Origin of the sequence: Methylosinus sp. Sm6 (genome assembly GCF_019802345.1) — a bacterium.
Classification (GTDB): domain Bacteria; phylum Pseudomonadota; class Alphaproteobacteria; order Rhizobiales; family Beijerinckiaceae; genus Methylosinus.
Genome location: NZ_JAINDZ010000018.1, coordinates 40,254 through 59,197 on the forward strand (window position 1 = coordinate 40,254; position 18,944 = coordinate 59,197).

Sequence of the window (18,944 nt, forward strand, 5' to 3'; positions counted from 1 at the left end):
TGAGCGAGCCTGACGGCTCGCTCTCGAGAGGCGGCGCGGCGCCGGGCCTTTCCTCAGGTCCTGCGTCGTCCCCCGAGGCGCGCATGGCCTGCGGCGCGATAGAGATAGGCCGAGAAGGCGTCGAACAGCTTGCGCATCTGCGACGGCTTGTAGGGAAAGACGTCGACCGGATCCATGTCGTGGACCAGCAGAGTGTGATCGGCCTTGAACACGACGAGCTCGCCCGACGACGTCTCCGCGCAATCGACGCCGAAATAAGTGAGGCCGACGCGCTCGACCAGAGCGTCGAAGGTTTTCGCGTGGCGCGCCGCGAAATCCGTGTCGAAGGTCGCGAAGAAGCGTTCCTCCTCCGAGCGTCCGAACGGGTCGGACTGCATTCGGGCATCGATATGCGAGGCGTTCCAGCCGTCGGAGACGGCGAGATGGCAGGCGTAAGCGCGGCGGTCGACGAAGATCACCCTGATCTTGCGGTAGAGCCCGTCGGCCCCACGGCAATCGATGAAGGGCGCGATATGGAACGCCGCGTCGCAGCGGCGCGCCAGCAGCGAGGCGAGCGCGACCGGCCCGTCGATCTTTTCCGAGTCCCAATTCGCCGGCTCCTGCGGCTTGACGATCAGCGGGAAGGGAAGGGCGCGCGTCTGCGCCGCGGCGGCGAGCTCGTCGCGTCGCCGCCGCTCGAACACTGGCGTGCGCAGTCCCTCGACGTCGCAAAGATGATCGCCGAGGTCGTCCGGCTCCAGCATCGACACGCGCGCGGGAAGATTGACCACGGGCGCCGGCCAATATGCGAGGCGCTCCTCGAGATCGGCGAGAAGGCGCCGATTGGTCGGCGTCGCGGCGATGGCGACGAAGGCGAGGTCGTGATCTGGCAATTCGCGCGGCAGCGGGCGCCCCGGCATCGCATAGGCCATGGTGAGCGCGATGTCGGAGCCTTCGAGCAGGAATTCGAGCGGCGTGTTGGCGCCGATGTCCGCGGCGGCGACGAAAGCGAGCACGCGCAGGCGCGGCTTGGCGCCGCAGCACGTGCTGTGAAAGACGCGCTGCTGGCGCAGCGCCAGCGCCTGGCGCTCGAGGCCGATCGAGAGATCGCCGTTGAGCTGGTCGATGACCGAGAGATCCATCAGCGCGCCCGCATGAGCGGGATCGCGCTCGAACATTCCGCGCAGCTGTCCGGCGATGCGGCCGAGATCGACGCCGGCGAAGGCGAGCCGCGTCAATTTCGCCATGCCGATCGGCAGAGCGTTGCGTTGGACCGACGCATCGTCGATACGCATCAAAATTCACCCTCTGGGCTGTCCCGACCAGTGAGACGCCTAACGCGCACATTGCTATCTTTCAGACGTTTCCCGAAGCTTGTCATGATTTTCCGCGCCGATTCACCTCGCCTGCGATTTGCGCTATCCAATCGATGGTCGACCGATTCGGAGATGATCGCATGCGCAAAGGGACGACTTCGCGAACCGACGCCGCGCGACGCGCGCCGTCCGGGCCGGCGCCCGCGCCGGGGCTTTTCGCCGAGCGCCGCGCCACGCCGCGACCGCGCGCGCATAATGTCGGAGAAAACATCGTGCGCTCGCTCGGCGTCGGCCTCGCCGTCGCCTCGACCGGCTTCGCCGGCTATATGATTTCCGACACCGAGCGGCGCCCCCAGTTCGCCGGCATCGAGCATTTAGCGATCTACAGCCGGCCCGCGACTCTCGCGGCGCAGCGCGCGCAGATGCAGGTGGCGCAGTCGCAGCCGAAAGTCGACTATTCGCCGGTCGGCTCGATCGGCGAAACCAGAGAGCCGACCATTCCAGGCTTTCGCCTGCTCGAGGTGCGCGCCGGCGCGGCGCTGCTCGAGACGCCGAGCGCGATCGTGCGTGTGTCGCCGGGCGATGTCGTCGCCGGGCTCGGACGCATCACCGCCTTCGAGCGTCGCGGCGACAAATGGGTGCTGGTGACGCCGAGCGGGATCGTCGCCGGCAATTGAGCGCAGAGTCGGACACGCGCTTCGCGTCGCTGCGCGAGAGATGGACGCGCCTTATCGTCGCGGCGCGCTGGCGCGACGCAAGCTCTTTTGCCCCGGCGCACGGGCGACGGCGGCGTCGATCTGCGCGTTGAATTCGGCGAGCAGGCGTTCCGCCTGGCGGGCGCCGGACTTCTCGCGGCGATCCGGATGACAGAGCCAGGCGACGCGCCGCCGCAGCGCGCGCAATTCGGCGAGCGAGCCTTCCGCGCGGCGCAGATCGGCGAAAAACTCCTCCCGGTCGGGGATTTTCTGGCTGTGCTCGTCGCGACTGCGCGGGTCCGCCGCATCGGACGAGACGCCATAGACGCGCGAGGCGAACGAAGCGCGCTCATCCTCCGACGCCTTCGCCGCAGCCGTATCGATGCGCGCGAAAAGCTCGATCAGAGAGGCGAGCGAGTCGTCGCTCTTGCGCTCGGTCGAGCAGGACGCTTCCTCGAGCCGCGTCAAAATCGTCGCGAAATCGTTCATGGGCCTCATCCGCCTCTGTGACGGCGAGAATCATGCCCGTGAAGGAATGAAAGATTGGTTCATGCGCGGGACGCGTCAGCCCTGCGCGCCGGCCTGCTGCAGACGATCCGCGACCTCGCGGAACGGATCCATGCTCGGCGGCGATTGCGGCGACTGGCAGACGGCCTCGTAGAGCTTGGGCACGAGCTGCACCGCCTGGTCGAGCTCCGGGTCGCTCCCCTTCTGATAGCCGCCGAGCATGCGCAGGTCGCGCGTGTCCTCGAAGCGCGACACCAGCGCGCGCAATTTCTGCACGAGGTGCCGCTGCTCCGGCCGCCAGGCGTGATGAGCGAGACGCGAGATCGAGGTCTTGATGTCGATCGCCGGATAGCGTCCCTGCTCGGCGATGGCGCGGTCGAGCACGATATGTCCGTCGAGCGTGCCGCGCACGCAATCGGCGATGGGATCATTGTGATTGTCGCCGTCGACGAGAACGGAAAAAACGCCGGTGATCGTGCCCTTGCCTTCCTCGCCGGGCCCGGCGCGCTCGAGCAGGCGCGGAATATCGGCGAAGACGCTCGGCGTGTAGCCATGCGCCACCGGCGGCTCGCCGGCGGCGAGCGCCACCTCGCGCGAGGCATGGGCGAAGCGCGTCACCGAATCGACGATGAGCAGCACATTGCGGCCGATGTCGCGAAAATATTCGGCGATCGTCGTCGCGGTGAGCGGCGCGAGCCGGCGCATCATCGGGCTCTCGTCGCCCGTCGCGACGATGGTGATGGAGTCGCGCGCATGCGTCGCCGACATCGCCTCCTCGAGGAATTCGCGCACCTCGCGGCCGCGTTCGCCGACGAGGCAGATGATCGCGAGATCGAAGCCGGGGGCGCGCGCCAGCATGCCGAGCAGAGTGGATTTGCCGACGCCCGAGCCGGCGAACACGCCGATGCGCTGGCCGGCGCAGATCGGCGTGAAGCAGTCGACCGCCTTGACGCCGGTGCGCACCGGCGTCGTCACGCGCGCGCGCCGCATCGCCGGCGGCGCGCTCGTGTCGACCTGCAGAGCGAGGTCTCCTTCGGCCAAGGGCCCGCGATCGTCGACGGGCCGCGCGAAGGCGTCGAGCACGCGCCCGACCCAGTCCGGATGGGGCGCGACCTCGATCGGCCCGGCGCGAAAGGCCGGCGTGTTGAGCCCGACGCGCGCGCGGTCGTCGAAGGATTTGACGATCGCGCCGTCCTTGCCGACCTTCACCACCTGGCCGAGGCGCTCGTCCCGCGGCGAGCCGAAGCGAACGCATTCGCCGAGCTCGACGAAATCCGACAGGCCGAAGACGCGGCAATGGGACGCGGCGACTTCGGTGACGAGTCCGGAAACGCGCGCGTGATCCTTGCGCCGCTGATGGCGCTCGACCGCCTCGCGCAGACGCTGCAGACGCGACATCAGCCGCCGCCCAGCGTGCGGATCGCGTCGCGCTGCGAGCCGTCGAGCAGATCGTTCATCGAGCTGACGCTGTCGAACGCGCGCGAGGCGGCGATGAGCTTGACCATCTCGCGAACCGGATTGACATTGGCCGCTTCGACGACCCCCTGCTCGACGCCGTTGCGCACGAAGTCGAGCGCCGCCGTCGCCGGCTTGTCGGGGATGACGCTGGCGCCCGGTCCGCGCGTCAGCTTGGCGTCATTGTCGATCATGAACAGGCCGAGCGCGCCGATCTGCCGGCCGTTCTGATTGATCATGCCGTCGCGCGAGATCATCGGCGGCCCGCCGGTGGGGTCGAGCACGACCGGCGAGTTTCCCGCATCGAGAATCGGGTAGCCGCCGACCGTCTGCAGGTCGCCGGTCTCGGTCATCTTCATGCGGCCGTCGCGCGTGTAGGCGACGCCGTCCGGCGTGCGGATGGCGAAAAAGGCTTTGCCGACGACGGCGACGTCGAAGGGATCGCCTGTTCGCTGCATGTCGCCCGCCGTGCGCGAGATGAAGTCGCGGCCCGCCGAGGCATAGGCGACGGGCTCCGCGCCCGTCTTCGCCACGACGGATTCGAAGCTGACGCCATTGGCGCGATATCCGGCAGTGGTGGCGTTGGCGATGTTGTTGGCGATCGTCTCCATGCGCTTGTCGATCGACAGTTGCGCGGAGAGCGAGACATAGAAAGCCGATTGCATGATTTGAGCAGTCCGTCGTGGCGAGGCCGCGGCGCACGCCGCATCCGCAATGCTGCAGGGGCCGGCTTGCGTGAGGCTGATAGGCCGATGTCAGCCTCGCGCAAGCGAATATACCTAATTTTAATACTGTAGACTTCCATCGGGAGAGACCGTCGTCATGGGATTTTTCGTCGGCCTGATCATTACGATGGGGTGCATGTTCGGCGGCTTCGCCGCCCTCGGCGGACATCTCGTGGTGCTGTGGCAGCCGTGGGAGTTCGTGATCATCATGGGCTCGTCGCTGGGCACGTTCGTCATCGCCAATCCGACCAAGGTGATCATGGACTCCGGCAAGGCGATCGCTCAGGCGATCATGGGCAAGGGTCCCAAGCATCGCGACTATCTCGACGTGCTCGGCCTGCTGCACGCATTGATGCGCGAATTGCGCAGCAAGCCGCGCAACGAGGTCGAGGCGCATGTCGACAATCCGGCCGAGTCGAAGATCTTCACCGCCTTTCCGAAGGTGCTCGAGAACAAGGACATGACCGCGTTCATCTGCGACTATTGCCGCCTGTTCATCATCGGCAATGTCCGCACCTTCGAGATCGAGGCGCTGATGGACGAGGAGATCTCGGCGATTCGCTATGATCGGCTGAAGCCCTATCACGCGCTGACCACGGTCGGCGACGGCCTGCCGGCGCTCGGCATCGTCGCGGCGGTGCTCGGCGTCATCAAGGCGATGGGCGCGCTCGATCAGTCGCCGGAGCTGCTGGGCGGGCTCATCGGCGCCGCGATGGTCGGCACTTTTGCGGGGATCTTCGTCTCCTACGGCGTCATCACGCCGCTCGCCTTCAAGATCAAGGTGGCGCGCACCAAGGAGTGCCACCTCTATGTCATCATCAAGCAGACGCTGCTCGCCTTCATGAACGGCGCGATGCCGCAGGTGGCGGTGGAGCACGGCCGCAAGTCGATCCCCTCCTACGAGCGTCCGACCATCGACGAAGTCGAGAACGAGACGCTGTCGGGCGGCGCGGCGGAGGCTGCGTGACATGACTGCGGGCGAAGTCGTCGACGCGTCGGCGCGCGCGTCCAAGGGCAAGCGCCTCGCGCCCGCCGCGCCGAAGAAAAAGCGCGACGACGCGCAAGAGTCGCCGGGGCTCGCGATCAGGGAGCGGCTGCTCGCCGGCGGCGGCCTGTCGCCGGATCGCCTGCCGATGCTGCGCGTCGCGCTGGACGAGACGGCTTCCGCTTTCGAGCAGGCGCTGCGCAGGCTCGGCCTTCCGTCGCCGCAGGTCGCGGTGGAGAGTCTCGTGAGCGCGCGCGCGGCCGACGCGCAGATCGCGCTCGAGGCCTATGCGCTGACCGCGACCTACGGCGGCGCCGAGCCCGACGCGCGCGTCGCCATCGGCGCCGAGCGAAAATTCGTCTTCGCCATGGTCGAGGGATTGTTCGGCGCGGACGGCTCCGAGCCTTTCTACGACGAGGAGCGCGCGCTCACTGGCGTCGAGACGCGGCTCGGCCGACTCGTTCTCGACCGTCTCGCCAAGACATTGCAAGCCTCCTTGCTGACGGTCGCCGGCGCCGCGCCGGGGCTCGATCCTATCGAGGCGAAGCCCGAGCCCGCGGGCGCCGCGCGCCGCGGCGGCTCGATGTTGATCTGCCGCTTGCGGCTCTCGGCCTTGGGCTGCGACAGTCAGTCGATCGTGGCGATTCCGCAGGGCGTTCTCGAACCGCTGCGCGAGGCGCTCTCCGCCGATCCTGCCGCGACCATTCAATCGGTCGATCCGCTGTGGGCGCAGCGAATGAAGGCGCGCGTCACGCAGACCGAGCTGTCGCTCGCCGCGGTGATGGAGCGGCGCGACCTGACGCTCGGCGATGTCGCGCGCTTCGAGGTCGGCCAGATCGTCGAGCTGCCGGTGACGCCGACCGGCCTCATCGCGCTCGAATGCGAGGGGCAGACGCTGTTCTGGTGCGAGATCGGGCAGAAGGACGGCGCCTACACCATCCGCATCGCGGAATTCGTCGACAAGGAGCAGGAATTCATCGACGACATGCTCGGCGCATGATCGCGCCGAAGCCCGTCTCGATGGCGCGGCCATCTGGGAGAAATCGAGCATGGAAGGCTCAAAGAGCGAGGAACTCGAACGACTGATCGGCGGCGGCGGCCCGCGCATGGGCGCCGAGAGCCCGCGCGAGGAGCCGCGCGACGCGCCGGAGATGGATTCGCGCAAGCTCGAATCGATCCTGCGCATTCCGGTCGTCATGCAGGTCATCGTCGGCTCGGTGACCATGCCGGTGTCGAATCTGATGAAGCTCGGGCGCGGCGCGGTGGTTCCGCTCGATCAGAAGATCGGCGAGCCGGTCGACGTCGTCGTCAACGGGCGTTTGATCGCGCGCGGCGAGGTGGTCGTGGTGGAGGACGACAACACGCGTTTCGGCGTGTCGTTGACCGAGATCATCGAGCCGCGGAACGCCGAAAGGCGCATGTGACGGCGGCGAAGGGCGGCGATGACGAGCGCAATGATCACAGAGCCGACACGCGTGCTCAACGGTCCGGAAAAGGTGGCCGCGCTGCTGCTGTCCGTCGACAAATTCGTCGCGCAGCGCGTGCTGAAGCATTTCGATCAGAACGAGCTGCGGCAGATCACCAAATTCGCCGCCGGGCTCGGCTCGGTGCCGGCGAGCGCGATCGAGCCGCTGATCGACGAGTTCATGAATGAGCTCGCCAATGGCGGCGGCGATCTGCGCGGCACCGCGGGCGAAGCGGAGCAGCTCATCACCGGCGTCGTGTCGCCCGAGCAGGTCGCGGAGATCATGTCCGAGGTCCGCGGCAGCCCCAACGGGCTCGTGTGGGAGCGCGTCGGCTCGGCGCCCGAGGGCGCGTTCACGGAGTATGTCGGCAAGGAGCATCCGCAGACCGCGGCCTTGATGCTCTCGCGCGTCGATCCCGCGCGCGCGGCCAAGACGCTCGGCGCGCTGCCGCAGGCGTTTCGCGACGAGGTCGTGCGCCGCATGCTGGCGACGCGCACTGTCGCGGACGAAATGCTGCGCCTGCTGGAGACGGTGCTGCAGGCGGAGCTCTTGCAGAACTCCGAGCTCACCGCCTCCGCCGCCAAGAATGCGAAGCTCGCGTCGATCATCAACAAGATGGAGCGCGATCAGGCGGAGGGCGCGCTGCGCAGCCTCTCGGAGCGGCGGCCGCGCGACGCCGAGGCGCTGAAGAGCATGCTGTTCACCTTCGAGGATGTGACGCGACTCAATGTCCGCGCCCGCATGATCCTGTTCGACACCGTGCCGTCCGATCGGGTCGTGCTGGCTCTGCGGGGAGCCGATGTGGACATTCGCGACTTCATCCTCGCGGCCCTCTCCTCGCGCATGCGCCGCATGGTGGAGAGCGAGCTCTCCACCGGCGCCTCGCCGCCGCGCCGCGACATTCTCGAGGCGCGCCGCCTCATCGCCGACACGGTGCTGAAGCTCGCCGAGCAGGGCAAGATCGATCTCTCGAGCCCGGCGGAGGGCGAGCCGGAGTGAGCGCGGCGGCGCCATGAGCGACTCGGAAGATGACGAGTCCCGAACAGAAGAAGCGACCGAGAAAAAGATCCTCGACGCGCTGGAGCAAGGCAAGACCCCGGTCTCGCGCGACGTGGCCGTCGCCTCCATGTTCCTCGCCTTTCTGCTCTGCGTCAGCTTCGTCTTCCAGACGGTCGGCCCGCGCCTCGTCCTGGCGATGCAGCTGATGCTGGCCAATGTCGGCCAATTCTCGCTCGCCAACGGCGCCGACGCCTTCATGCAGTCGCGCGCGGTCGCCGAGGAGGTCGGCCGCTTTCTCGCGCCGACATTGGCCATATTCATGGTCGCAGGCCTGCTCGCCGCGGCTGTGCAGGGCGCGCCGCGCGTCGTGTTCAAGCGCATCGAGCTCGACGCCTCGCGCATCTCGCCGCAGCAAGGGCTGAAGCGCATCTTCGGCCTTCCCGGATTGGTCGAGCTGCTGAAGGCGATCGTCAAGATCGCCGTCATCGGCGGCGGCGTCGTGTTCTCGCTGACGGTCGACCGGGACCTCATCTTCGACGCGATGCGAATGGAGCCGGCGCAGCTTCCGTCGCTGCTGCTGAAGCTGACGATTCGCCTGACCAGCGTCGTCTGCATCCCGGTGGTGCTGATCGCGCTCGCCGATCTCGCCTGGACGAAATTCAAATGGCGGCGCGACATGCGCATGAGCCGGCAGGAGCTGAAGGAGGAGATGAAGCAGTCGGAAGGCGATCCCTTCGTGAAGGCGCGCCTGCGCTCGCTGGCGCTCGAGCGTTCGCGCAAGCGCATGATGGCGCAGGTGCCGCGCGCGACGCTCGTGATCGCCAACCCGACTCACTATGCGATCGCGCTGCGCTACTCGCGCTCCGAAGGCGGCGCGCCGCTCGTCGTCGCCAAGGGCAAGGACCTCATTGCGCTCAAGATCAGGGAAATCGCCGAGGAGCATGGCGTGCCCGTGCTGGAGCGTCCCGAGCTCGCACGCGCGATGTATAATCAGGTCGAGGTCGATCAGATGATTCCCTCGGAATTCTACCGCCCCGTCGCCGAGCTCATTCACTTCCTGACCGCTCGCGGCTCCGCCTCGCGTTGACGCGCGGCGCGCTCCAGCCTGACACAAGACGCCGCCCGTAGGACAGACGCGACAGGATCATGTGAGGTTCCATGGTCGAGCCCGTCTATCTCTTCGATCTCGTCGATCGCCAACGCGCCTATCTCACGGCGCGCCAGGCGCTCGTCGCGCAGAATATCGCCAACGCCAATACTCCCGGCTATCGCGCCGTCGATCTCGCGCCCTTCTCCAAGGCGCTGGACCAGAGCGCGATGCAGCTCGCCGAGACGAACAGCCTCCACCTGCAGAACGCCGCCTTCGATCCCAGATCCGGCGATCCGCAGGAGCGAACCGCCTGGGAGACCACGGTGTCCGGCAATTCGGTCAGCCTCGAACAGGAGATGATCAAGGGTGGTGAGATCCGCGGGGCCTTCTCGGTCGACACCGCCATTCTGAAGGCCTTCCACGGAATGTGGATGGCGACATTGAAGGGATAGCGAGATGGATCCGCTCCAGGCCTCGATGAAGATCGCCGGCTCCGGCCTCGCAGCGCAATCGGCGCGCTTGCGCGTCGTCGCCGAAAACATGGCCAATGCGCAGTCGGTCGCCAAGACCGCCGGCGCCAATCCCTATTCGCGCAAGACGGTCAGCTTTCAGAGCGAGATCGATCGCGCCTCCGGCGCGTCGCTGGTCCAGCTCGGCTCCGTCGGCGTCGACCGCGCGCCCTTCCGCATCGAGCACGATCCGGGCAATCCCGCCGCCGACGCCGACGGCAATGTGAAATATCCCAACGTCAATCTGCTGACCGAAGTCGCGGATATGCGCGAGGCCAATCGATCTTACGAGGCCAATCTGCAGGTGATGAAGCAGACGCGCGAGCTGTTCTCGATGACCATCGATCTGCTGAAGGGAAGCCAATGATTCCGCTCGTTCCCGGCATCGTCTCCTCCGTCGCGGCCGATATCGGCGTCTCGGCGCTCCAGGGCGTCACGGGCAAGGCCACGGTCGCTCCCAAGGTCGAAGGCCCGTCCTTCTCCGAAGTGCTGGGGCAGCTGACGACGGATGTCGTCGACACGCTCAAATCCAGCGAGGCGACGTCGATCGCCTCGGTGCAGGGCAAGGCCTCGGTGCAGCAGGTCGTCGATCAGGTGATGGCCGCCGAGCGCACCTTGCAGACCGCCATCGCCGTGCGCGACAAGGCGGTCGGCGCCTATCAGGAAATCAGCCGAATGACGATCTGAGAAGGACGAGAGAGATCATGAGGGCGCTTGCGATCGCCGCGACGGGCATGAACGCCCAGCAGCAGAATATCGAAGTCATCTCCAACAACATCGCCAACATCAACACGACGGCGTTCAAGCGCTCGCGCGCGGAGTTCACCGATCTCCTCTATCAGGCGGACCGCCTGCAAGGCGTCTCCAACCGCGGCCGCGACGCCACCGTTCCCGAGGGCTCGCAGACCGGCCTCGGCGTGCGTCTCGCCGCCATTCGCAGCCTGCAGACGCAGGGCCCGCTCACGCAGACCGGCAATGAGCTCGATCTCGCGCTCAACGGGCGCGGCTGGTTTCAGATCACCGGGCCGGACAGCGAGACGCTCTACACGCGCTCTGGCTCGTTCAGCACCAACGCCAACGGGCAATTGGTAACCGGCGACGGCTATCTGGTGACGCCGGCGATCGTGATTCCGAACAATGCGGTCAGCATCTCGATCAACCAGTCGGGCGTGGTCTCGGCGACCATCGGCGGACAGACGCAGCCGCAGCAGCTCGGGCAATTGACCATCGCCAATTTCGCCAATGAGGCGGGCCTCGAGGCGCTCGGCGGCAATCTGTTCCGTCAGACGCTGGCGTCGGGCGCGCCCGTCGTCGGCGTGCCGGGCGATCCGGGCTATGGCGTCGTCAGCCAGAAATATCTCGAGAGCTCCAATGTCGATTCGGTCAAGGAGCTCGTCAATCTTATCGCCGCGCAGCGCGCTTTCGAGCTCAATTCCAAGGTCATCCAGGCGGTCGACGAGATGGCGGGCACCATCTCCAAGGGCATCAGGTGATGCGCGCGCTCGCGATCGTCCTCGTCGCGGGGAGCCTCGCCGGTTCGGCCGCGGCGTTGGCGCAGGAGCGTCTGCTGCCGACGCCGGTCGCGGTGATCTATCCGGGAGAGGTGATCCGCGAGTCGATGATCGCGGAGCGTTCCTTCCGCGGCGGCGGCGATGGCGCGGTCGTCGATTCGAAGAGCGCGCTCATCGGCAAGGTCGCGCGGCGCACGCTGCTGCCGGATCGGCCGGTCCCGACCTTCGCCGTCGATTCGCCGAGGGTCATCGTGGTCAATGCGCAGGTGAAGATCGTGTTCGAGGAAGCGGGGCTGGTGATCGTCACCTATGGCGCGGCGCTGCAGCCGGGCGGGGTCGGCGATCTCATTCGCGTGCGCAATCAGGACAGCGGCCTCGTCGTCACCGGCCGCGTGCAGTCCGACGGATCGGTGCGGGTGAGCGAGGGATGATGCGTCGGCTCGCGGTCGTCGTCCTGCTCCTCCTCGCCTGCGCGCCGGCGCTCGGCTCGGTCCGCATCAAGGACATCGCCTCGGTGCGCGGGCTGAGGGAATATCAGCTCGTCGGCTATGGCCTCGTCGTCGGCCTGCAGGGAACCGGCGACACGCTGCGCAACGCGGCTTTCACCGAGCAATCGGTGTCGTCCATGCTCGACCGCATGGGCGTCAATGTGCGCAACAGCGCGCTGCGCACGCGCAATCTCGCGGCGGTGATGGTGACGGCGTCGCTGCCGCCCTTCGTCGGCTGGGGCTCGACGATCGACGTCACCGTCTCGGCGATGGGCGACGCGACCTCGCTGATGGGCGGAACCTTGATCCTCACGACGCTCACCGGCGTCGACGGCAATGTCTATGCGATCGCGCAGGGGCCGATCGCGGTGTCGGGCTTTGCGGTGGCGGGACAGAACGAGTCGCTGACGCATGGCGTCGCGACCGTCGGGCGCATTCCCAATGGCGCGTCGATCGAGCGCGAGCCGCCGCGGCCTACGGGCGACAATGGCGCCCTGGTGCTCGAGCTGCGCAATCCCGATTTCCAGACGGCCGTGCGCATCACCGACGCGATCAACCGCTTCACGCGGGAGCGCTACGGCCAGCGTCTCGCGCGCGAGCGCGACAATCGCAGCGTCGCCGTGAGCGGCGCGCCGAACATGGGCGCGACGCGCCTGCTCGCCGAGATCGGCGAATTGCGCGTCGATCCGACGACGCCGGCGCGCGTCGTCATCGACGAGCGCACCGGTACGGTGGTGATCGGCCAGGATGTGCAGATTCTTCCCGTCGCGGTGACGCAGGGTGGGCTCACCGTGCGCATCAACGAGACGCCGGAGGTCTCGCAGCCGGCGCCCTTCTCCAATGGTCGGACGACCGTGACCACGCAGACGCGCATCACCGCGACCGAGCAGGTCGGCCAGGTCGGAACGCTCGAGGGCACGACGCTGAAGACCTTGGTGCGCGGGCTCAACCAGATCGGGCTGAAGCCGACCGGCATCATCTCCATTCTGCAGGCGATCAAGACCGCGGGCGCGCTGCAGGCCGATCTCGTCATTCAATAGCGAACAGCGAGTAGCGAGTAGCGAGTAGCGAATAGAGTGAATTCTACTCGCTGCTCGCTGTTCCGCCGGATCGCCGCGCTCGCGACGACGACCACGGCTTCCACTCTCGGGCGAACCAGGATACAAGCCGTCATTCGCGATCCCCGTGTCGACCGGCCCGCGGAGCGAACGGGGGTTCGTCTCGGCCGGAGACGTCTATTTCGGAGTCTCCATGCGTCCGAGCAAACGCGCGCCCGATGAAATGCGTCCCGTCAGCTTCGAGAGAGGCGTCGCCCGCTATGCCGAGGGTTCGTGCCTCGTCAAATTCGGCAATACGCATGTTCTGTGCGCGGCCACGCTCGAGGACAAGCCGCCGCCATGGCTGCGCGGCCAGGGCCGCGGCTGGGTGACGGCGGAATATGCGATGCTGCCGCGCGCGACCCATACGCGCACGCGGCGCGAGTCGAGCTCCGGCAAGCCGTCCGGGCGCACGCAGGAGATTCAGCGTCTCATCGGCCGCTCGCTGCGCGCGGTCACCCATCTGCCGGCGCTCGGCGAGCGGCAGGTCGTCGTCGACTGCGACGTTCTGCAGGCCGACGGCGGCACGCGCACCGCGGCGATCTCGGGCGCCTGGCTCGCGCTGCATGATTGCTTCCAATGGATGCGCTCGCGCTCGATCATCAAGGAGAATCCGTTGCGCGACCATGTCGCCGCCGTCTCCTGCGGCGTCGGCGACGGCGGACCTGTGATCGATCTCGACTATGACGAGGATTCGACCGCGAAGACCGACGCCAATTTCGTCATCACCGGCGCCGGCGGACTCGTCGAGGTGCAGGCGACGGCGGAGGCGGCGGTCTTCTCCGAGACCGATCTCTCCGCCATGCTGGCGCTGGCGCGCGCCGGCGTCGAGCAACTGATCTCGCTGCAGAAGGCGGCGCTCGCGTGACGCGCAAGATCGAGGGCCGTCTCGTCATCGCGACGCATAATCCCGGCAAATTGTGGGAGCTTCGCCAATTGCTGGCTCCGCATGGGATCGACGCGATCTCGGCGGGAGAGCTCGGCGTCGCCGAGCCGGCGGAGACGGAAGGGAGCTTTGCCGGCAATGCGCTGCTCAAGGCGCGCGCCTCCTGCGCCGTGACGGGCTTGCCGGCTTTCGCCGATGATTCGGGTCTCTGCGTCGATGCGCTGGAGGGCGCGCCAGGCGTCTATTCGGCGCGCTGGGGCGGCGAGGACCGGGATTTTTCCGCCGCCATCCGCAGGGTCGAGCGCGAGCTTCGCGAGCGCGGCGCGCAGCCGCCGTTCGCGGCGCATTTCATCTGCGCTCTGGCGATCGTCTGGCCGGACGGGCATGTCGAGGAGTTCGAGGGACGGGTCGACGGCGTCCTCGTGTTTCCGCCACGCGGGGAGAAAGGTTTCGGCTATGATCCGATCTTCCTGCCGGACGGCCTGGACCGCACGTTCGGCGAGATGATGTCGGCGGAAAAGCATGCTTTGCCCGGCGACGGCTCGCGCGCGCTCTCGCACCGCGCGCGCGCCTTTCAGGCGCTGGCGCTGGCGTGTCTCGCCTAGATACGAAGCAACGCCGAATGCGAGCCTGAAGACTCGCGGTCCGAGCGTGTCCTGGACCGCGAGCCTTCAGGCTCGCTTCTTCAGCCCCGGCTCTCACCGCACCTCGATTTCGACGCGGGTCTCCGCGCGCGGCGTCCCGCCGTCGGTCGTCCGCTTCTCGTCGACGATTGCGCCGACGAGGCGTTCGCGGCCGACGCCGACGCGCCCGAGATAGTCGGCGACCGTGCGCGCGCGCCGCAATGACAGCCGTCGGTTCTTCGCGGCCTTTCCGAGCGAATCCGCATAGCCTCTGATCTCGAGAACCGCCTGCGGGCATTGCTTCAGCAGCTCCGCGAGGCGAACGAGCGCCTGCTGCGAATCGGCGCGCAGGGCGGCGCTGGCCGCGGCGAAACGAATCGGCTGCGCGGCGGCGAGCGTGGCGAGCGCGGCTTTGCAGGAGGGCGGCTCGGCGGGCGGGGGCTCCTTGCGCGCGACGGGCGGCAGGGTCGGATCGAGGGGCGGATTCCAGACGATCGGTCCGGGCGGCGCCGCGGGTCGCGCTCCGGCCTTTGTCCCGGCGTGAGAATCGGCGGCGCTGCGGCGCTCCAGCGGAGCGGCGCCCGAGGAGGAAGCGGCGAGCGCGGCCCGCCGCTTCTTCTCCCATTCGGTCTCCCATTTGGCGAGCGCGGCCTTGGCCTCCGCCGCCCGCGCCGCTTCCGCGGCGAGAGCGCGATCGCGCAGCGCCGCGGCGGGCGGCGACAGCGCGTCGACCGTCCAGACCGAGCGCACGCCGACGGCCTGCCGCAGGCGCGCCGCGGCCGCGCCGCCGCCGGGCGTTTCGCCGGGCAGAAACACATCGCGGCCGCTGACTTCGAAGTTCAGCGCATCGTCGCCCGCGCGGGCGAGCAGCGATCCGAGCTTGTGGCGCAGTGCGGCTTCGAGGTTGCGCGCCGCCTCCATATTCGCAACGGCGCAGGTGAGAGCGAGCGCGGCGGCGCCGATGCGCCAAGCGAGACGGTCACGGGCGATCGGTCCCCAGACGGCCGCGGTCGCGCCGAATCCCGTCGCAAAGGCGGCGACGAGCAGCAGAGCGCCGTCGAAATAGAGCGACATGCGGCCGAGCGTCACTTGCGCGACGGCGACGGCGAGCAGCGCCGACAGAGCGATGGTGTGATCGCCGCGGCGCAGAAAGCCCGTCGCGTCCGCTGTCCGCGGCCGGCTGCCGAAGGCGACGAGCGCGCCGAGGAGAAAGGCGGTCGCCGCAAAGACGCCGTAATGGACGATGAGATCGATCATGCCTCTGCGGTCGTCGGGCGTGAGCAACGGCGCAGGCGCGCTGCGAAAGAGGGAGCCGACATGCCGGCTCGAGCGGGCAGTTAAGGCCGAAAACGCTGGTTTCAAGGCCAGCTCGAGCGCAGCCTTCGCTCATCTATTGGGGAAACTACTTAGCGTCGGCCCACAGAATTTGCGGCGACTCGTGATATAGTGAAAGAAACACACGAGATTCCAAAACGATGAATCAGCATGTCAGCGCACTGAAGGCGACGGTCACGTTGACGGGCGCCAATCGAGACCAGTTGCGGCCCTCCGGCGTCAAGGGCTTGGGAGACGTGCCCTGGGGTGCGCATTTCTGCCAGTTCTACGACAGCGACAGCGAGCTGCTGGAGATTCTCGTTCCTTATTTCGCCGCAGGCTTGGCGTCGAACGAGTTTTGCATGTGGATCACCTCCGAGACGATCGGCAAGACGCAAGCGATGGTCGCGCTGCGGGCGGCCGTTCCGAATCTGCAGAGCTTTCTCGACCGGGGCCAATTGGAAATTCTCGATTTTCGCGACTGGTACAAGATCACCAGCAGTTTCGACGCGGGCCGCGTCTGCCGCGGCTGGAACAGCCGGTATGAAGCCGCGCTGGCGCGCGGCTTCGACGGCATGCGCGTCTCCGGCGACACTTCTTGGCTGCAGGCGGAGGAATGGGACGATTTCGTCCATTATGAAAAACACGTCGATCCGATCATCGGCTCCTCGCGCATGATCGCGCTCTGCACTTATTCGCTCGCGCACGGCGACCGGGCGAGGACCTGCGAGGTGATGGCCAATCACCAATTCGCCCTGCTGCGGCAGGGGGACCGGTGGGGAGCGGTCGAGAGCTACGGCCGCCGCCGCGCCGAGCGAGCGCTCCGCCAGAGCGAGATTCGGCTGCGCGCCACCATCGAGAGCGCCACCGATGGAATCATCACCGTCGACGAGCGCGGCGAGGTGACCTTGGCCAATCCGGCCGCCGCGGCGATGTTCGGCTATCGGCTGGACGAGCTGCTCGGCGAGAGCGTCGCCCTGCTGCTCGGGCGCGGCCGCGGCTCGCGCGAGCGCAATCGGACCGATTATCTCGCGATCGTCGATCGCGGCTATTTCGGACGGCGGCGCGAGCTGCATTGGCGCCACAGGGATGGCTCGGCCGTTCCGGTCGAATGCGCCATCAGCGAGATCAGGGTCGATCACCCGAGCCGGCTGTTCGTGATCTGCCTGCATGACCTGACCGAACGCCGTCAGATCGAGGCGCGCGTGAGGCAGCTGCACAGCGACCGGCTGCTCGCGATGGGAGGCATGGCCACGACGCTGGCGCATGAGCTCAACCAGCCGCTGACGGCGACCGTCGCTTATCTGAAAGCCGCCAAACGCATCCTCGCCAAGCAGGGCGGTCCGGATTCGAACGAAGCCGAGGCGGCGCTGGCCAAAGCCTGCGAGCAGGTCCTGCGCGCCGGCGACATCATCCGCCACACGCGCGAGTTCATCGCGCGCCGTGAGCCCAACAAGACATGCGAGCGTCTCCACGCGCTCATCGAGAGCGCCTGGCGGTTGACCGCGGCGACCGCCGCCCACGCCGGGGTGATTGGGGCTCTCGAGCTCGACGCCGGATGCGACCGTATCGTCGGCGACGCGGTTCAGCTGAAGCAGGTGATGGTGAACCTCATCCGCAATGCGATAGAGGCGCTGCAGGGGGCGGACGTCCGCCGGCTCGTGATATCGACTGCGGCGATCGAGGGCGGCATGATCCGCGTGGACATCGCCGACACCGGCCCGGGACTCTCGGAGGCGGCGCGAGCGCGTCTGTTCGAGCCGTTCAAGACGAGCAAAGCGGTCGGCCTCGGCGTCGGCCTGGCGCTGTCGCGCTCGATCATCGAGGCGCATTACGGGAAGATCTGGGCGGAGCTCAGTGAGGGAGGCGGAACGGCGCTTCGCTTCACCTTGCCGCTGGCGGAGTGAGACGGAGCCGGTTCGTCTCATGGCGCAGCCATCGCCGGGACAACTCCGATCGGCGATCTTCGCGCCGAGGCGCGAGCCGCTGACGGGGCCGGTCCGCTCGGGCGGCGCCCTTGCCTCGATTTGCCGGCTGTTTCCTCCTTCGCGCAGCGTGACCTTCTCGGCCCTTCGTGGCATAAGGGCTCTATGGCTGCGACGATTCGAAACGCGTTCGACCCGGGGTTCGGCGTTTATGTGCATTGGCCGTTCTGCCTGTCGAAGTGCCCCTATTGCGACTTCAACAGTCACGTCCGCAAGGGCGAGGTCGACGAAGATCGCTTCGTCGACGCCTTTCGCACGGAGATCCGCCATAGGGCCGCGCTCGCGCCGGGACGCGAGACGCGCTCCGTATTCTTCGGCGGCGGCACGCCCTCGCTCATGTCCGCTTCGACCGTCGAGGCGATTCTGCGCGCGATCGCCGATTGCTGGCCTCTGGCTCCGGACGTCGAGGTCACGCTCGAGGCCAATCCCACCAGCGTCGAGGCCTCGCGCTTCCGCAGCTTCAAGGCGGCCGGCGTCAATCGCGTTTCGCTCGGCGTGCAGGCGCTCAACGACATCGAGCTGCGCTCGCTCGGACGCCAGCATACGGTGGCCGAGGCGCTGGCGGCGCTCGACGTCGCCAATAAGGTGTTCGAGCGCACCTCCTTCGATCTCATCTACGCGCGGCCGCAGCAGACGCCCGCCGCCTGGCGCAAGGAGCTGGAGCTGGCGCTCGCCCGCGTCACCGAGCATGTCTCGCTCTATCAGCTGACGATCGAGCCCGAGACCGTGTTTGAACGCATGTACGAGGCCGGCAAGCTCGACCTTCCCGACAATGACGCGCAGCGCGCGCTCTGGGACGTGACGCAGGAGATGACGGCGCGCGCCGGCCTTCCGGCCTATGAGGTCTCCAATCATGCGCGGCCGGGCGCCGAGTGCCGGCACAATCTCGTCTATTGGCGCTATGGCGAATATGCCGGCGTCGGCCCGGGCGCGCATGGGCGGCTGATCACGCCGCGCGGCCGCCGGGCCCAGGCGACCGAGCGCCATCCGGAAATGTGGCTGACCGTGGTCGAGTCGGAGGGGCATGGGCTCGTCGAGGACGAGCTGCTCTCCGCCGAGCAGGAGGGCGACGAGTTCCTGCTGATGGGCCTGCGCCTGCGCGAGGGGATCGATCCCGGCCGTTTTTTCGCGCTCACGGGCAAGAAGCTGTCGCAATCGCGCGTCGCCGAGCTGGTCGGCGACGGTCTCGTGGAGCTCACCCGCGACAATCGCCTGCGCGTCAGCTCCGAGGGCTTTCCGGTGCTCGACGCCGTGGTCGCCGACCTCGCGGCGTGAGGCGCTCCCTTCTCCCGCGATGGCGGGAGAAGGAGAGCG

The 18,944-nt window shown here is 67.6% G+C and carries 21 protein-coding genes; 16 read left to right on the forward strand and 5 right to left on the reverse strand.

From position 1 onward, the window contains the following. Positions 1 to 53: 53 nt before the first annotated feature. Positions 54 to 1,274: a hypothetical protein gene (locus K3F48_RS13370; protein WP_255608987.1), complete on the reverse strand. Its 1,221-nt coding sequence runs from the start codon at positions 1,272 to 1,274 to the stop codon at positions 54 to 56. 161 nt (positions 1,275 to 1,435) lie between these two features. On the opposite strand from K3F48_RS13370, the gene K3F48_RS13375 reads away from it, so the two are divergent. Beyond that, positions 1,436 to 1,972 carry a hypothetical protein gene (locus tag K3F48_RS13375; RefSeq protein ID WP_222575934.1) on the forward strand — a complete coding sequence of 179 codons (537 nt, stop codon included), beginning with the start codon at positions 1,436 to 1,438 and terminating at the stop codon, positions 1,970 to 1,972. 51 nt (positions 1,973 to 2,023) lie between these two features. Here K3F48_RS13375 and K3F48_RS13380 read toward each other — a convergent pair whose 3' ends face one another. The 3 genes from K3F48_RS13380 to flgF form a co-directional block, all read right to left on the reverse strand. Beyond that, entirely contained in the window at positions 2,024 to 2,479 is a 456-nt protein-coding gene (locus K3F48_RS13380; protein WP_222575935.1) for a hypothetical protein, read from the reverse strand. 75 nt (positions 2,480 to 2,554) lie between these two features. Next, positions 2,555 to 3,895 carry a flagellar protein export ATPase FliI gene (gene fliI, locus K3F48_RS13385; protein ID WP_222575936.1) on the reverse strand — a complete coding sequence of 447 codons (1,341 nt, stop codon included), beginning with the start codon at positions 3,893 to 3,895 and terminating at the stop codon, positions 2,555 to 2,557. Further along, positions 3,895 to 4,617 carry a flagellar basal-body rod protein FlgF gene (gene flgF / locus K3F48_RS13390; protein ID WP_222575937.1) on the reverse strand — a complete coding sequence of 241 codons (723 nt, stop codon included), beginning with the start codon at positions 4,615 to 4,617 and terminating at the stop codon, positions 3,895 to 3,897. Before flgF ends, fliI begins: the two co-directional genes overlap by 1 nt. A gap of 157 nt (positions 4,618 to 4,774) precedes the next feature. Here flgF and motA point away from each other — a divergent pair, with 157 nt between their 5' ends. The 13 genes from motA to rdgB all read left to right on the forward strand — a co-directional run bounded on the left by motA (position 4,775) and on the right by rdgB (position 14,313). Continuing rightward, the gene (gene motA / locus K3F48_RS13395; RefSeq protein ID WP_222575938.1) at positions 4,775 to 5,644 is read left to right on the forward strand and encodes a flagellar motor stator protein MotA; all 870 of its coding nucleotides are present in this window, start codon (positions 4,775 to 4,777) and stop codon (positions 5,642 to 5,644) included. 1 nt (position 5,645) lies between these two features. Further along, a complete protein-coding gene (locus K3F48_RS13400) occupies positions 5,646 to 6,662 on the forward strand; it encodes a FliM/FliN family flagellar motor switch protein (protein ID WP_222575939.1) in 1,017 nt (338 codons plus the stop codon). A gap of 106 nt (positions 6,663 to 6,768) precedes the next feature. Further along, on the forward strand, positions 6,769 to 7,086 hold the full coding sequence (gene fliN / locus K3F48_RS13405) for a flagellar motor switch protein FliN (protein ID WP_255608996.1): 318 nt from the start codon (positions 6,769 to 6,771) through the stop codon (positions 7,084 to 7,086). 30 nt (positions 7,087 to 7,116) lie between these two features. Beyond that, the gene (locus tag K3F48_RS13410) at positions 7,117 to 8,127 is read left to right on the forward strand and encodes a flagellar motor switch protein FliG (RefSeq protein WP_255608989.1); all 1,011 of its coding nucleotides are present in this window, start codon (positions 7,117 to 7,119) and stop codon (positions 8,125 to 8,127) included. Positions 8,128 to 8,140: 13 nt separating this feature from the next. Then, positions 8,141 to 9,214, forward strand: a complete 1,074-nt coding sequence (flhB, locus tag K3F48_RS13415; protein WP_222575942.1) for a flagellar biosynthesis protein FlhB — start codon at positions 8,141 to 8,143, stop codon at positions 9,212 to 9,214. A 71-nt stretch (positions 9,215 to 9,285) separates the two neighbouring features. After that, a complete protein-coding gene (locus tag K3F48_RS13420) occupies positions 9,286 to 9,669 on the forward strand; it encodes a flagellar basal body protein (protein WP_222575943.1) in 384 nt (127 codons plus the stop codon). 4 nt (positions 9,670 to 9,673) lie between these two features. Further along, on the forward strand, positions 9,674 to 10,093 hold the full coding sequence (flgC, locus tag K3F48_RS13425; RefSeq protein ID WP_222575944.1) for a flagellar basal body rod protein FlgC: 420 nt from the start codon (positions 9,674 to 9,676) through the stop codon (positions 10,091 to 10,093). Then, a complete protein-coding gene (locus tag K3F48_RS13430) occupies positions 10,090 to 10,413 on the forward strand; it encodes a flagellar hook-basal body complex protein FliE (protein ID WP_222575945.1) in 324 nt (107 codons plus the stop codon). The genes flgC and K3F48_RS13430 overlap by 4 nt, the downstream gene beginning before the upstream one ends. Positions 10,414 to 10,430: 17 nt before the next feature. Then, a complete protein-coding gene (flgG, locus tag K3F48_RS13435; protein ID WP_222575946.1) occupies positions 10,431 to 11,219 on the forward strand; it encodes a flagellar basal-body rod protein FlgG in 789 nt (262 codons plus the stop codon). Next, the gene (flgA, locus tag K3F48_RS13440) at positions 11,219 to 11,668 is read left to right on the forward strand and encodes a flagellar basal body P-ring formation chaperone FlgA (RefSeq protein WP_222575947.1); all 450 of its coding nucleotides are present in this window, start codon (positions 11,219 to 11,221) and stop codon (positions 11,666 to 11,668) included. Before flgG ends, flgA begins: the two co-directional genes overlap by 1 nt. Continuing rightward, a complete protein-coding gene (gene flgI / locus K3F48_RS13445) occupies positions 11,665 to 12,765 on the forward strand; it encodes a flagellar basal body P-ring protein FlgI (protein ID WP_222575948.1) in 1,101 nt (366 codons plus the stop codon). Before flgA ends, flgI begins: the two co-directional genes overlap by 4 nt. A 211-nt stretch (positions 12,766 to 12,976) precedes the next feature. Next, positions 12,977 to 13,690 (forward strand): ribonuclease PH, encoded by a 714-nt coding sequence (rph, locus tag K3F48_RS13450; RefSeq protein WP_222575949.1) that lies wholly within the window; start codon positions 12,977 to 12,979, stop codon positions 13,688 to 13,690. Next, complete coding sequence (rdgB, locus tag K3F48_RS13455; RefSeq protein WP_222575950.1) at positions 13,687 to 14,313, forward strand: RdgB/HAM1 family non-canonical purine NTP pyrophosphatase; 627 nt, start codon at positions 13,687 to 13,689, stop codon at positions 14,311 to 14,313. The genes rph and rdgB overlap by 4 nt, the downstream gene beginning before the upstream one ends. A 93-nt stretch (positions 14,314 to 14,406) precedes the next feature. On the opposite strand, the gene K3F48_RS13460 is transcribed toward rdgB, so the two are convergent. After that, positions 14,407 to 15,588, reverse strand: coding sequence for an OmpA family protein (locus tag K3F48_RS13460; RefSeq protein WP_222575951.1), 1,182 nt, complete (start codon positions 15,586 to 15,588; stop codon positions 14,407 to 14,409). Positions 15,589 to 15,806: 218 nt separating this feature from the next. On the opposite strand from K3F48_RS13460, the gene K3F48_RS13465 reads away from it, so the two are divergent. Together K3F48_RS13465 and hemW are read left to right on the forward strand one after the other, a co-directional pair. Next, the gene (locus K3F48_RS13465) at positions 15,807 to 17,552 is read left to right on the forward strand and encodes an MEDS domain-containing protein (protein ID WP_222575952.1); all 1,746 of its coding nucleotides are present in this window, start codon (positions 15,807 to 15,809) and stop codon (positions 17,550 to 17,552) included. Between the two features lie 183 nt (positions 17,553 to 17,735). After that, positions 17,736 to 18,905 (forward strand): radical SAM family heme chaperone HemW, encoded by a 1,170-nt coding sequence (gene hemW, locus K3F48_RS13470; RefSeq protein WP_222575953.1) that lies wholly within the window; start codon positions 17,736 to 17,738, stop codon positions 18,903 to 18,905. Positions 18,906 to 18,944 lie beyond the last annotated feature (39 nt).